We start from the raw sequence: 12,564 nt of genomic DNA, 5'->3' as shown, positions 1-12,564 counted from the left end.
GGCATCCACCTGATCATGGCGACGCAGCGGCCTTCGGTCGACGTGATCACCGGCACCATCAAGGCGAACTTCCCGACCCGGATCAGCTTCCAGGTGACCAGCAAGATCGACTCGCGGACCATTCTCGGCGAGATGGGCGCGGAGCAGTTGCTCGGCCAGGGCGACATGCTGTTCATGGCCGGGGGCGGGCGCACGACCCGCGTGCACGGGCCGTTCTGCTCGGACAGCGAGGTCGAGACCGTCGTGGCGCACCTGAAGCGCCAGGGCCGCCCGAGCTACCTCGACGCCGTCACGGCGGACGATTCGCCCGAGGAGCCCGTGAAGGAGACCGGCCGGGGCCGGGGCAAGGCCGCCGCCGACAAGGCCGAGCGGTCCGACGAGCCCGCCGAGGAGGCTCCGGTGTTCGATATCGGCGCCTTCGCGGCGGCGACGGGGGGGGAGTCGGACGATCTCTACAAGCAGGCCATCGAGGTGGTGCTGCGCGACGAGAAGGCTTCGACCAGCTACATCCAGCGCCGCCTGCAGATCGGCTACAACCGCGCCGCCTCGATCATGGAGCGGATGGAGATCGAGGGCATCGTCGGCCCGGCCAACCACGCCGGCAAGCGCGAGATCCTGGTCGCCGGTATGCCGCACAGCTCGGCCGGGATGTACGACGACGAGTGAGACGTCGCCCGGGTCGCCGCTCTGCAAGGCGGCCCGGACGTCGCATCTTCGCCACAGGGCGGAGTTCTAACAGGGGGCTGCAAAACCCGCCCCGTCTTTGCGAGCGGAGCGAAGCAACCCAGGGCAGCGCGGCGTTCGGTATCGTGGCGCTTCTGGATTGCTTCGCTCCGCTCGCGGAGACGGGAGGACAGCAAGGCGTCCGCAGCGGCCCACCAACCTCTGTTCGCCGCCGGAGCTTGCCCGCGGTCCCCCAGGAGATTTTGCCGATGATCGGCCGCCGCATCCGCACAGCCGGCTCCGTGTTCGCCGCCGGGCTGTGGCTCGCGACCGCCAACCCGGCCGAGGCGCAGGTCGGTGCCTTCATCGACAGCCTGTTCGGCCACAAGGAGGAGCCGGCCCCGCAGCCGGAGGCCGCCCCGGTTCCCGCGCAGCCCAAGAAGACCGCGCCCAAGAAGGACGCCGCCAAGGACGCCAAGGCTGGCGGTGCCAAATCCGCCAAGGCCGCCGAGAAGGCCGAGCACAAGGCGCCCGAGTCCAAGGTGGCGGCCGTGGGCGCGCCTGCGGCGGCGGCCGCCCCCGCCGAGCCGGCGGATGCCGCCACCGTGCTGGCCCAGGCCAACGCCTATTTCAATGGCATCAACACGCTGACCGGCAGCTTCATGCAGATCGGCGCCGACGGGCGCCGGATCGGCGGCAAGCTGACGCTCGCCAAGCCCGGCCGCCTGCGCTTCGATTACGACCAGCCCTCGCCGCTGGAGGTGGTGGCCGACGGCACCTCGGTGGCGGTGCGCGACCGCAAGCTCAACACCCAGGACCTCTACTTCATCGCCCAGACGCCGCTGAAATTCCTGCTGCGCGAGAAGATCGACCTCGCCCGCGACCTCACCGTGACCGACGTGGCCAACGATCCGGGCGGCGTGCGCATCAGCCTGGAGGATCGCGCGACCCTGGGCGGCACCTCGAAGATCCAGCTGTTCTTCGATCCCGAGGTGAAGACCCTGTCGCAGTGGCGGATCACCGATCCGCAGGGCTACATCACCACGGTGACGCTCTCGAACCTGCAGAGGGGCAAGAGCGTCGACGGCAGCCTGTTCTTCATCAATTACGGGCGCGCCGAGGACAAGGCGATGCAGCAGCAGATCCAGCAATCGCAGCAGCAGTAGCCGTCGTCGCCGTCAGGCCGCTGTCGCGTCCAGGCCGGCGCTGCGCCAGCGGTCGAGCTCCCGGTCGATCGCCGCCTCGGTGCCGCGCAGGAACTCGGCGGCCGGCAGGCCCGGGGCGACGGCGGTGAGGTAGCTCACCACGACGGTCCCGGCCCGGGTGGCCATGCCCCCCGGCCAGAACAGGCCGGAATTCACCGCCACCGGCACCACCGGCAGGCCGAGCCGGCCGTAGAGCAGCTCGACGCCGCGCTTGAAGCGCAGCGGGGCCGCGATGCCGCCGCGGGTGCCCTCGGGGAAGATCAGGACCGACCGCCCGGCCGCCACGGCGGCGCGCCCCTCGTCGATCATGGTGCGCAGGGCCTGGGTGCCGTTGCCGCGGTCGATGACGATCATCGGCGAGCGCCGCAGGAACCAGCCGACCACCGGGATCGCCAGCAATTCCCGCTTGGCCACGATCGCCACATCCGGCACCAGCACGAGGAAGGCCAGGGTCTCCCAGGTCGACTGGTGGTTGGCGACGATCAGGCAGGGCTCGTCCGGCAGGTGCTGGCGGCCCTCCTCGACGTAGCGCAAACCGACGATGCGCCGCAGTCCGACCAGGATCCCGCGCGCCCAGAGCCGCGTCGCCCGGCGGATCGGCCGCTGCGGCGAGCCGGACAGGAGGAAGATCACCAGGGGGACGAGGAACAGGGTCGTCCAGGCCGCCCAGTAGGCGGCGAACAGGAGCGAGCGGGCATGGGCCAAGGCAGGGCCTCCGAGGGACCCCGGACAGGGCAGGGGCCGGGCATAGCGCCTGTCGGTCGTCCACGCACGGCCTTTTGCCTCACGGGCGGTTGAGCGGACTGTCGCGGGCGGCGAAATCGGCTATCGGAGCGCACCGCCCGCCGAACCCCCGCGCCGCCCGTGCAGCTCACCGTCACCACCTGGAACATCAATTCGGTGCGGCTGCGCATCGACCTCGTGCTGCGCTTCCTCGCCGAGCAGAAGCCGGACGTGCTCTGCCTGCAGGAAACCAAGTGCCCGGACGACGCCTTCCCGCTGAAGGCCCTGCGCGGCTCCGGCTACGAGCACGTGATGTTCGCCGGCCAGAAGGGCTATAACGGCGTCGCGATCCTCTCGCGCTTCCCCCTGCACACGCGCACCGTCATGGGCTTCTGCGAGCGGCCGGATGCCCGCCACATCTCGGCGGTGCTCGGACCCGAGGCCGGCGCCGCCGCGGGGATCGTGCTGCACGATTTCTACGTGCCGGCCGGCGGCGACGTCCCGGACCGCGACCTCAATCCGAAATTCGGCCACAAGCTCGATTTCCTGTCCGAGCTGCGCGCCTGGGGCGGCAAGCGCGTCTCGGGCCCCGCGATCCTGATGGGCGACCTCAACGTCGCGCCGCTGGAGCACGACGTCTGGTCGCACAAGCAGCTCCTCGACGTGGTGAGCCACACGCCGGTGGAGACCGAGGCGCTGGAGATCCTGCGCGGCGAGGCCGGCTGGATCGACACGGCGCGCCACCTCACCCCGGAGCCGGAGAAGATCTACACGTGGTGGAGCTATCGCTCCCCCGATTGGGCGGCCGCCGACAAGGGCCGGCGCCTCGATCACCTCTGGGTCTCCCCCGATCTCGCCGGCACCGTCCGCAAGGTCGAGGTCCTGCGCGACGCCCGCGGCTGGGAGCGTCCCTCCGACCACGCGCCGGTCACATTGACGCTGGAGCTCTGATCGCGAACCCGCGGCGGAACTGCGGCTTGAGCCGAGCATTGCCCGCTCACGATGCCGTGACGCGAGGTGACCCGATGCGCAAGATCCTGATCGCCTTCCTCCTTCCCCGAGTCGTTTCGTTCCTCCGCAATCGCTACGGCAAGCCGCACGCGACCCGCGGCCGGGCTTTCTGAGCTGGCAAACGACCTGCGCGCGGCTGTGACGGCCGGGCGCAGGCGGCTCGATCGGCGGCCGCCCTAGATCCCGGGACCGATCCGCCGAGGAGCTGAACCGATGACCGACGATCCGCGCGAGGCTGGCCCGCGTCCGCCCTATCCCGGCGATCAGCAGCAGCCCCGCCCGGGCCTCACCACGAAGATGACGCCGCGGCCCGACCACGGCGAGGAAAGCTACGTCGGCAAGGGCCTGCTCACCGGGCAGGCCGCGCTGATCACAGGCGGCGATTCCGGCATCGGACGGGCGGTGGCGATCGCCTATGCCCGCGAGGGCGCGGATGTCGCGATCTCCTATCTCGAGGTCGAGCAGGACGACGCCGAGGACACGAAGGCCTGGGTCGAGAAGGCCGGCCGGCGCTGCCTGCTCCTACCCGGCGATCTCCGCGACGAAGGCCATTGCCGGGACCTCGTGGCACGCACCGTGGAGGCCTTCGGTCGCCTCGACATCCTCGTGAACAACGCCGCCGCCCAGGTGGTGAACGAGGACCTTGACGACCTGAAGGCCGCCGACATCGAGGGCTCGTTCCAGGCCAACGTGTTCGCGATGTACTACCTCGCCCAGGCGGCGGTGCCGCACATGAAGCCCGGTGGGGCGATCGTGAACAGCACGAGCGTGCAGGCCAAGGTCGCCGGCCCGAGCATGCTGATCTACGCGGCCACCAAGGGCGCCATCGCGAGCCTGACCATCGGCCTGTCGAACCTGCTCGCCCCGAAGGGCATCCGGGTGAACTGCGTCGCGCCCGGGCCCGTCTGGACGCCGATCCAGCCGATCGTGAAGAGCCCCGAGCAGATCGAGGAACTCGGCGCGCAAACCCCGCTGGGCCGCGTCGGCCAGCCGGCGGAGCTGGCCCCGGCCTACGTGCTCCTGGCGTCACGGGAGGGCAGCTTCATGTCGGGCGCCCTGGTGCCGGTCACGGGCGGCATACCGATGCTTTGACTGGCTTTGCGGTCGCGTCGGCGTCAGCCGGCGCACCGCAGGGTGATCCGCGTCAACTCGGATGGGCGGCCCAACCGAAGGGCGAAGCCGGGCCACAGAGCTGTGCCGTTGCTGACGTAGAGCCGCATCCCCCCGACCCGGTAGGCGCCCGAGACGAAACCGGAATTGCCCCGGGCCACCAGCCGATCCAGGCCGCGGATCATCCCGCCATGGGTGTGCCCGGAGAGCTGCAGCGCCACGCCCCGCGCCGCGGCCCGGGCAGCCTGCGCCGGCTGATGGTCCAGCAGGACGATCAGCGCACCCGCGGGCGCGCCCGCCAGGGCGGCGTCGAGGTCGGGTCCCGGATGGCCGGTGGCGGGCGCCGAGCGGTCGGTGACGCCGGCCAGCACCAGCGCGGCGCCGTCGCGGGTCAGGACGGTGTGGGCGTTGGCGAGGATCCGGATCCCCAGCCCTTCGAGGTGGCGCATCCAGGCGTCGTGATCGAAGAAATACTCGTGGTTGCCGGGCACGGCCCAGACGCCGTCCCGCGCCCGCAGGTCTTCCAACGGGGCGACGTCGGCCCGGCGCGCCTCCAGCGAACCGTCGATGAAGTCGCCCGTCACCGCGATCACGTCGGCACCGAGCGCGTTGGCCCGTGCGACGACCCTTCGCGTCCAGGGGGCCGGGAACAGGCGGCTGATGTGCAGATCCGTCAGGTGCAGGATCGTGAAGCCGTCGAAGCCGGGGGGCAGGTTCGGGATCGTGACGGTGACGTCCTTCAGCGGCGGGACGCGCAGGGCCTGCCACACGGCGATGGCCGCCAGAAGCGCGGAGGCGAGGGCGGCCGCGGAACGCCAAGCGGTCGGGATCGCCCAGCCGCCACCGGGCAGCACCAGAAGGACCAGGGCGACGAGGTCGAGGGCGAGCAGCATGGGCGCCGCCAGCGCGATCGCACCGAACGCCCAGTTGAACAGGATCACCACCGGCCGCGGGAATTCCGGCGCGAAGACCGATCCCGAGGAGAGGCGGCTCCACAGGTGATACTGGGAGGCGCCCAGGAGGAGTGCGGCGAGGCCGAGCTTGAGCGGGACCGGCCAGGGCATCGGCCACACCCCCCGCGCGATGACGTAGGCGGCGGGCAGGCTGGGGATCAGGCGGATCATGGCCGGATACATGGACCGGGCAGCACCCGAAAGGCAAAGCTTGCGGCGCGCATGGTCCGCGGGGGAGGCAGGCCCCGCGGGGGCGGATCAGGCGCGGGCCAGGGCAGTGGCGAAATCCACGGTTGGCAGCGGGACGCCGTCCATGGCCCGGACTACGGGTGTGGTGGCTGCACGGCTCGCCCTGTCCGCGTGGTTTTAGATGCACGCAGCAGTAGAAAGTCGCGAATTCGGATCATCGGACAGACGCCACTGCCGGGACGGCGTTCATACGCCCTGGATGCCCTGAATTTTCGCTAAAATACAATTAGAAGTCACATTTAACTAACCTGGTTTTAACCACAGACGCAGGGCGCCGCAACCAAAGATTGCATCTCCGGTTACACCGCAAAACCGGAGGTGCTCATGTCGTCATCCCCCCTCGCCATCCTCAGCCCGGCCACGCGATCCCTCGAATGGCTCGTCGGTCCGGGCGCATTGCTTTCGTCCACCGCGCTCTCGACCGGCCAGCTCGCGAGCCTCGGGCCCATCGCCTCGCAGATCGAGGGGGCCGTGAGCTCCGTCACCGGAGGCGAGGGCGGCTCGATCCTCCCCGACACGCTGGCCGAGACGGCCAATACGATCGTCCTCGATACCCATGCGCAGCTCGAGACGACCGGTCATGAGGTCGCGCCGCTGAACGGACCCCTGCACGGGCTCACCAATCTCGGTGAGACGATCGGCCTGGGTCACATCGGCGAGGCCGGCAACCTGATCACCGATCTGTCGGGCGCCGCCGCGAATCCGGCCGGCGTCGGGACCGCCGCGCCGCTCCTGACCGATGCCAGCCACGTCACCGACGCGGCCAATACGCTGCTCGACGCGGTCGCCGCGGTGCCATCCCCGGGCAACGGCCTGGTCGGCTCCGGCAGCGTCCTCACGCCGGCGACCGAGATCCTCAACCAGACGGTGCTTGATCTCCATACGACGCTCGAGGATGTCGGCCATTCGACCCCCGAACTCAACGCGCCGATCCACGCGGTCACGGGCCTCGGCGAGACGGCCGGGCTCGGCTATCTCGGCGAGCCGGGCAATCTCCTCACCGATACCCTCTCGGTCCCCGGATCGATCCTGAACGGTGGCGGCCTCGCCTCGGCGGATCCCGTCCTGTCCGACCTCGGCCATGTCCTCGGGGCGACCGACACGCTGCTCGCCTCCGCCACGGGGGCCGTCAGCGGCAGCAACCTGCTGGCGTCGGACGGGCTACTCGCGCCGGTCACGAACCTCGCGAACACCGCCATCCTCGACCTCCACATGACCCTCGAGGATTTCGGCCATGCGATGCCCCTGCTGAACGATGCCATCCATGGCCTGACCAACCTTGGCGAGACGGTCGGCCTGGGCCATATCGGCGAGGGCGGAAACCTCCTCACCGACGTGGTCGGCCTGCCCGGCGACGTACTGGGCGGCCAGGGGCTCGGCGCGGTGTCGCCGATCCTCGGCGATGTCGGCGCGGTGACGCAGGCCGCCGGGGGCCTCGTCGACGGGGTGACCGGTATCGTCGGCGGCCTCGGCGGCGGCGGGACCGGCATCCCGGCTGTCGGCAGCCTCCTCACGCCGGTGACCGCCACGGTGGACGGCCTGCTCGGCGACCATGCCGCGAGCCCGCTCGCCGGTCTTCTCGGCGGCGTGACCGGCGATGGCCAGGGCGTGACCGGCAGTCTGCTCGGCGCCGGCGCGCCGCTTCAGCCGGTCGGCGACGTCGCCAACACGCTGATCGACGCCGTCCATGCGGGCCTGGAACAGGTCGGCCACGACGTGCCGCTGCTGAACGACCCGCTCCATTCCGTCATCAATCTCGGCAACACGGCCGGCCTCGGCGAACTCGGCGAGTCGACCAACCTCGTCACCGACGTGGTCAACCTGCCTGGGTCCGTGCTGACCGGGAACGGCGTGCCGGCCACGGGGCAGGTCGTGAGCGATGCCGGGCATGTCGCGGATGCGGCGGGCGGCGTCCTGGGCGCGGTGACGGGCCTCATTCCCGCGGTCACCGACGGCGGACAGGGATCGGGCACGGGGCTCGACGGCGTCCTGGCCCCCGTGACGACGGCGCTCGGCTCGGCCGTGTCCGGAACGGGAGGCAATCCGGCCGGCACCCTGCTCGGTGGCCTGACCGGCGGCACGACGGGCGAGACCGGCACCGGGACACACCCGCTGGTCGACGTGTCCGCGGGCCCGACAACCACGGCGCCGGTGGCGGACGCCGCGATCCTGACGCCCGCCGCCGATCCGGCCCACACCGTTGAGGTGAGCGCGGTTTCGGTGGGCGCCGATCAGCCGAGCCTGGCGACGGCGAACCTCTTGAGCGGCGACAGCATCCAGCTGCCGCAGACCAACAGCGGCGGCGCCGATGCCCTGGTCGGCCAGCTCGCCGACGCCATCCCGACCACGACGGCGTCCTCGGCCGATGCCGGGGCGTCCCACGGCGCCAGCGTCGATCTCGGGATCGCCACGCTCGATCTCGGCGGGCACGCCGACGTCCAGCACACCGACCCGACCCCGCACACGACCACGAGCGGCCTGCACCTGCTCGGGCTGTAAGGCCAAGCGCCCCCGCCGCAGCCGCGGCGGGGGCCGCCATCGTCGTCGCGCCACACCGAGAATCCGGGGACAAACCTGTGACCGACGAGCGCGTGCTGCGTGTTGCGAGGCGTCGCGAGTTCTGGGCCGCCCTCCGGGCCGGGCGCGCCTGCCTGATCACCGTGATGGCCGTCAGCGGCCTCATCAACCTGCTGATGCTGACCGCCCCGATCTTCATGCTGCAGGTCTACGACCGGGTGTTGCCGAGCCGGAGCATCGCCACGCTGGTCGGCCTCGCCGGTATCACGCTCATGCTGCTGGTGATCCAGAGCATCCTCGAGATCTTCCGCGCGCGGATCCTGTCGCGGTTCGGCCGCCTCATCGACGAGCGCCTGGGGCATCGGATCTTCCGCACCCTGCTCGCCCGCGGCTCCGAGATGCCGCGCAGCGACGCGGGACCCCAGGCCCTGCGCGACCTCGAGACCGTGCGCGGCTTCGTGTCGAGCATGGCGGTGAGCGCCTTCTTCGACCTGCCCTGGGTGCCGCTCTACGTCGCGGTCTGCTTCCTGTTCCATCCCTGGCTCGGGGCGGCGATCGCCGGGGGCGCCCTGTTCCTGTGCGGGCTGACGATCCTGACCGACTGGGCCTCGGCCGCAATCACCCAGGAGGCCGTCCGCGTGGCGGGCGAGCGCCGATCCCTCACCGACATGGCGCACCGGACCGCGCCGCTGCTCTCGGCCCTCGGGATGCGCGCCCGCATCGCGGCCCTGTGGCAGGTCCGGACCCGCCGCAACCTCGACGTGGCGACCCGGGGCAACGACCTCGCCATCGGCTTCGGCACGACGGCGCGCCTGCTGCGCACGCTGCTGCAATCCGGCATCCTTGGCCTCGGGGCGCTCCTGGTGGTGCGCGCGGAGGCGACCGCCGGGGTGATGCTCGCCGCCACGATCCTGTCGGCCCGGGCGCTCGCGCCGGTCGATCTCGCCATCGCCAACTGGAAGTCGTTCACGGCCGCCCGTCAGGCCTGGGGCCGCCTCACCGCCTTCCTGCCCCCGCGGGAGCCGGCTGTTCCGACGCCCCTGCCGGCCCCGCGCGAGAGCCTGCGCGTGACGGCCCTCTCGATCGCGATACCGGGCACCGACACCCTCGTGCTGCACGACGTGAACGTCGCCCTCGCCCCCGGCAGCGCACTAGGCGTGATCGGCGCCAGCGGCTCCGGAAAATCGACCTTCGCCCGGGCCCTGGTCGGGCTGGCGCGGCCGAGCCGGGGCGTGATCCGCCTCGACGGCGCTGCTCTGGACCAATGGGATTCCGACGACCTCGGACGCGCAATCGGCTACCTGCCGCAGGATACCGAGATGTTCGACGGCACGATTGCCGAGAACATCACCCGCTTCGATCCCGCGCCCGATCCCGAGGCCCTGCTCGCCGCCGCCAAGGCCGCGGGCGTCCACGAGGTCGTGCTCCGGCTGCCGGGGGGCTACGACGCCCGGGTCGGCGGTGCCGGCGGGCTCGGGCTGTCCGGCGGCCAGCGCCAGCGGATCGCCCTCGCGCGAGCCCTCTACGGCGACCCCTTCCTGGTCGTCCTCGACGAGCCGAATTCCAACCTCGACGTCGATGGCGACCGGGCCCTGTCGGCGGCCGTCCAGGGCGTGCGCGCCCGCGGCGGCATCGTGGTGGTGGTCGCGCACCGGCCGAGCGCCCTGGCGGCGGTCGACCGGATCCTGGTCCTCGGCGACGGGCGCGTCCAGCTGCACGGGCCGCGCGACGAGGTCCTGGCGAAGCTCGGCGCCCTGACCCGCCAGACACCCACGAGGGTCGCATGACGACGCAGCCTGATCCCACCGGGCCCGATTCCGATCCGACCGCCGGAACGCGCCGCTCCCTGCGCCGACACATCCTCGGCGTGGCCGCCGTGATCGGCGTGGCCCTGGGGGTGGGGGCCTGGACCGCATCGACGGAGCTGTCGGGCGCCATCATCGCGTCCGGCTCGCTCGTGGTCGAGAGCAACATCAAGAAGGTCCAGCATCCGACCGGCGGCGTCGTGGCCGAATTGCCGGTCCAGGAGGGCGACCGCGTCCGGGCCGGCGACCTGCTGGTGCGCCTCGATGCGACGGCGGCACGCGCCACCTACGACAGCGTCACCAAGAGCCTGTGGGAGATCGCCGCCCGCAACGCCCGCCTGGAGGCGGAGCGCGACGGCCGCCCGGATCTCGTGATCCCGCCCGAGCTCACCACGGCCGGGCCGGAGGTCGGGCGGATCGTCGACGGGGAGCGCAAGCTGTTCCGCTTCCGCCGGGACGCGCTGCAGGGCCAGAAGGCGCAGCTACGCGAGCGGGTCGGGCAGCTCAACGAGGAGATCAAGGGTCTGGTCGAGCAGGCCGCCGCCAAGGAGCAGGAGACCGCGATCATCGGCCGGGAATACGCGGGCGTCGAGGAACTCTGGAAGAAGAACCTGATCCAGCTGACGCGGCTCACCAGCCTCCAGCGCGACATGTCCCGCCTGAAGGGCGAGCGCGGAATCCTCGTGGCCACCATCGCGCAGACCCGGGGCAAGGTCTCCGAGACCGAATTGCAGATCCTCCAGCTCGAGCAGAACCTGCGCAGCGAGGTCGGCAAGGAGCTGGCCGAGAACCGCGCCAAGGCGGCGACGCTGATGGAGCAGAAGATCACCGCCTTCGACCAGCTCCAGCGCATCGAGATCCGCGCGCCGCAGACCGGCTACGTGCACGAACTCGCGGTCCACACCCGGGGCGGCGTGATCGCCCCGGGCGAGCCGATCATGCTGATCGTCCCGACCGCCGATTCGCTCGTGGCGGAAGTCCGCGTCGCGCCCCAGGACATCGATCGGCTCCAGACCGGTCAAGCCGCGGGCCTGCGCCTCCCGAGCTTCGACCAGCGGACGACGCCGGAGCTGAACGGCCGCGTCACGCGCATCGCCGCCGATGTGAGCGAAGACAAGCGGACCGGCAGTTTTTATTATCTCGTCCGGCTGGGCGTGACGAAGGACGAGCTCGCCAAGCTCGACGGGGCCAAGCTGATGCCCGGCATGCCCGTGGAGGCGTTCATCCGGACGGCCGACCGGACGGTCCTGTCCTACCTGACGAAGCCCCTCGTCGATCAGGCGCGGCGCGCGTTTCGCGAGAAGTAGCGCGCCGACCGTTTTGCTGGGCGCATGGAGCGCAAGTGGACTGCGACCCGGGAACCCGCGGAAGGGTTCGCACAGCGTTCCTGTGAAACAATTGAGAAAAGATCGCCTCCCCCTTGCGGGGAGGGGGCAGGGGTGGGGGTGGTGCAGGATCGAGTGCATCGGTGCTGTCTGCACCATCCCCACCTTCAACTCCTCCCCGCGAGGGGGAGGAGAGCGTGCTTGCCCGGTATCCTCGGGCGCCCGCAACCACGGTAAGTGGGCTGGGACGGATGCTTATCCTGCGACGCGGCCTAGAACGGGATGTCGTCGTCGAGGTCGTAGCCACCGCGGCTGCCACCGCCGCCACCGCCGCCGCCCGAGGAGGCCGGAGCCGGACGGCGCTCGCCGCCCTGTGAGCGGCCGCCGCCGCCGCCGCCGAAATCGCCGCCGCGGTCACCGCCCCGGCCACCGCCGAAATCGCCGCCGCGGCTGATCTGCCCGCCACCCTCATCCTCGCCGGCGAAGTCGCCGCCGCCACCGCCGCCACGCCCGTCGAGGATCGTCATCTCGCCGCGGAAGCGCTGGAGCACCACCTCGGTCGTGTACTTCTCGACGCCGGAATTGTCGGTCCACTTCCGGGTCTGGAGCTGGCCCTCGATATAGACCTTCGAGCCCTTGCGCAGGTACTGCTCGGCCACGCGGGCGAGGTTGTCGTTGTAGATCACGACCGAGTGCCACTCGGTCTTCTCCTTGCGCTCGCCGCTCGCCTTGTCCTTCCACGACTCCGAGGTGGCGATCCGCAGGTTGCACACCGGGTCGCCCGAGCCGAGGCGGCGCATCTCGGGATCGCGCCCGAGATTGCCCACCAGAATCACCTTGTTGACGCTGCCCGCCATCGCTCTCTCCTTATCGTACGGATCTCACAGGGCATCGGCCCGGCGGCGCGCGAACCATGCGCCCGGGCCTCCGGAGCGGCAACCTGCGGTGAGGGTTTGTGCCCGCTTTCCGCAGCGCCGTCGGATCTGCATGTTCTATATCTGTT

General features: G+C 71.0%; 10 protein-coding genes. 7 read left to right on the top strand and 3 right to left on the bottom strand.

The annotated features are described in order from the left end of the window. Both MKK88_RS12590 and MKK88_RS12585 read left to right on the top strand, forming a co-directional pair. The coding region (locus MKK88_RS12590; protein WP_279602258.1) for a DNA translocase FtsK at positions 1 to 666 on the top strand (666 nt) is incomplete at its 5' end. 266 nt (positions 667 to 932) lie between these two features. Continuing rightward, positions 933 to 1,829: an outer-membrane lipoprotein carrier protein LolA gene (locus MKK88_RS12585; RefSeq protein ID WP_244000131.1), complete on the top strand. Its 897-nt coding sequence runs from the start codon at positions 933 to 935 to the stop codon at positions 1,827 to 1,829. 12 nt (positions 1,830 to 1,841) lie between these two features. On the opposite strand, the gene MKK88_RS12580 is transcribed toward MKK88_RS12585, so the two are convergent. Beyond that, on the bottom strand, positions 1,842 to 2,573 hold the full coding sequence (locus MKK88_RS12580) for a lysophospholipid acyltransferase family protein (protein ID WP_244000129.1): 732 nt from the start codon (positions 2,571 to 2,573) through the stop codon (positions 1,842 to 1,844). Between the two features lie 159 nt (positions 2,574 to 2,732). On the opposite strand from MKK88_RS12580, the gene xth reads away from it, so the two are divergent. Together xth and MKK88_RS12570 are read left to right on the top strand one after the other, a co-directional pair. Continuing rightward, entirely contained in the window at positions 2,733 to 3,542 is an 810-nt protein-coding gene (gene xth, locus MKK88_RS12575) for an exodeoxyribonuclease III (protein WP_244000127.1), read from the top strand. Positions 3,543 to 3,815: 273 nt separating this feature from the next. Beyond that, positions 3,816 to 4,694 (top strand): SDR family oxidoreductase, encoded by an 879-nt coding sequence (locus tag MKK88_RS12570; protein WP_244000125.1) that lies wholly within the window; start codon positions 3,816 to 3,818, stop codon positions 4,692 to 4,694. A 23-nt stretch (positions 4,695 to 4,717) separates the two neighbouring features. On the opposite strand, the gene MKK88_RS12565 is transcribed toward MKK88_RS12570, so the two are convergent. Continuing rightward, positions 4,718 to 5,836: a metallophosphoesterase gene (locus MKK88_RS12565; RefSeq protein WP_244000123.1), complete on the bottom strand. Its 1,119-nt coding sequence runs from the start codon at positions 5,834 to 5,836 to the stop codon at positions 4,718 to 4,720. 402 nt (positions 5,837 to 6,238) lie between these two features. Here MKK88_RS12565 and MKK88_RS12560 point away from each other — a divergent pair, with 402 nt between their 5' ends. From MKK88_RS12560 to MKK88_RS12550, 3 genes are all read left to right on the top strand, one after another. Then, complete coding sequence (locus tag MKK88_RS12560) at positions 6,239 to 8,413, top strand: hypothetical protein (protein WP_244000122.1); 2,175 nt, start codon at positions 6,239 to 6,241, stop codon at positions 8,411 to 8,413. 77 nt (positions 8,414 to 8,490) lie between these two features. Beyond that, positions 8,491 to 10,218 (top strand): type I secretion system permease/ATPase, encoded by a 1,728-nt coding sequence (locus MKK88_RS12555; RefSeq protein WP_244000120.1) that lies wholly within the window; start codon positions 8,491 to 8,493, stop codon positions 10,216 to 10,218. Then, on the top strand, positions 10,215 to 11,543 hold the full coding sequence (locus MKK88_RS12550) for an HlyD family type I secretion periplasmic adaptor subunit (protein WP_244000118.1): 1,329 nt from the start codon (positions 10,215 to 10,217) through the stop codon (positions 11,541 to 11,543). Before MKK88_RS12555 ends, MKK88_RS12550 begins: the two co-directional genes overlap by 4 nt. Before the next feature lie 290 nt (positions 11,544 to 11,833). On the opposite strand, the gene ssb is transcribed toward MKK88_RS12550, so the two are convergent. Then, positions 11,834 to 12,418, bottom strand: coding sequence for a single-stranded DNA-binding protein (ssb, locus tag MKK88_RS12545; RefSeq protein ID WP_244000116.1), 585 nt, complete (start codon positions 12,416 to 12,418; stop codon positions 11,834 to 11,836). Positions 12,419 to 12,564 lie beyond the last annotated feature (146 nt).

Origin of the sequence: Methylobacterium sp. E-005 (assembly GCF_022829725.1) — a bacterium.
Lineage (GTDB): Bacteria > Pseudomonadota > Alphaproteobacteria > Rhizobiales > Beijerinckiaceae > Methylobacterium.
Note: the sequence above shows the minus strand (reverse complement) of the source record. Positions and strands in the feature narration are given on the sequence as shown.

Coding starts and splice junctions, on each gene's coding strand:
- MKK88_RS12585 (WP_244000131.1), top strand. CDS start 933: ATGATCGGCCGCCGCATCCGCACAGCCGGCTCCGTGTTCGCCGCCGGG.
- MKK88_RS12570 (WP_244000125.1), top strand. CDS start 3,816: ATGACCGACGATCCGCGCGAGGCTGGCCCGCGTCCGCCCTATCCCGGC.
- MKK88_RS12565 (WP_244000123.1), bottom strand. CDS start 5,836: ATGATCCGCCTGATCCCCAGCCTGCCCGCCGCCTACGTCATCGCGCGG.
- MKK88_RS12560 (WP_244000122.1), top strand. CDS start 6,239: ATGTCGTCATCCCCCCTCGCCATCCTCAGCCCGGCCACGCGATCCCTC.
- MKK88_RS12550 (WP_244000118.1), top strand. CDS start 10,215: ATGACGACGCAGCCTGATCCCACCGGGCCCGATTCCGATCCGACCGCC.
- ssb (WP_244000116.1), bottom strand. CDS start 12,418: ATGGCGGGCAGCGTCAACAAGGTGATTCTGGTGGGCAATCTCGGGCGC.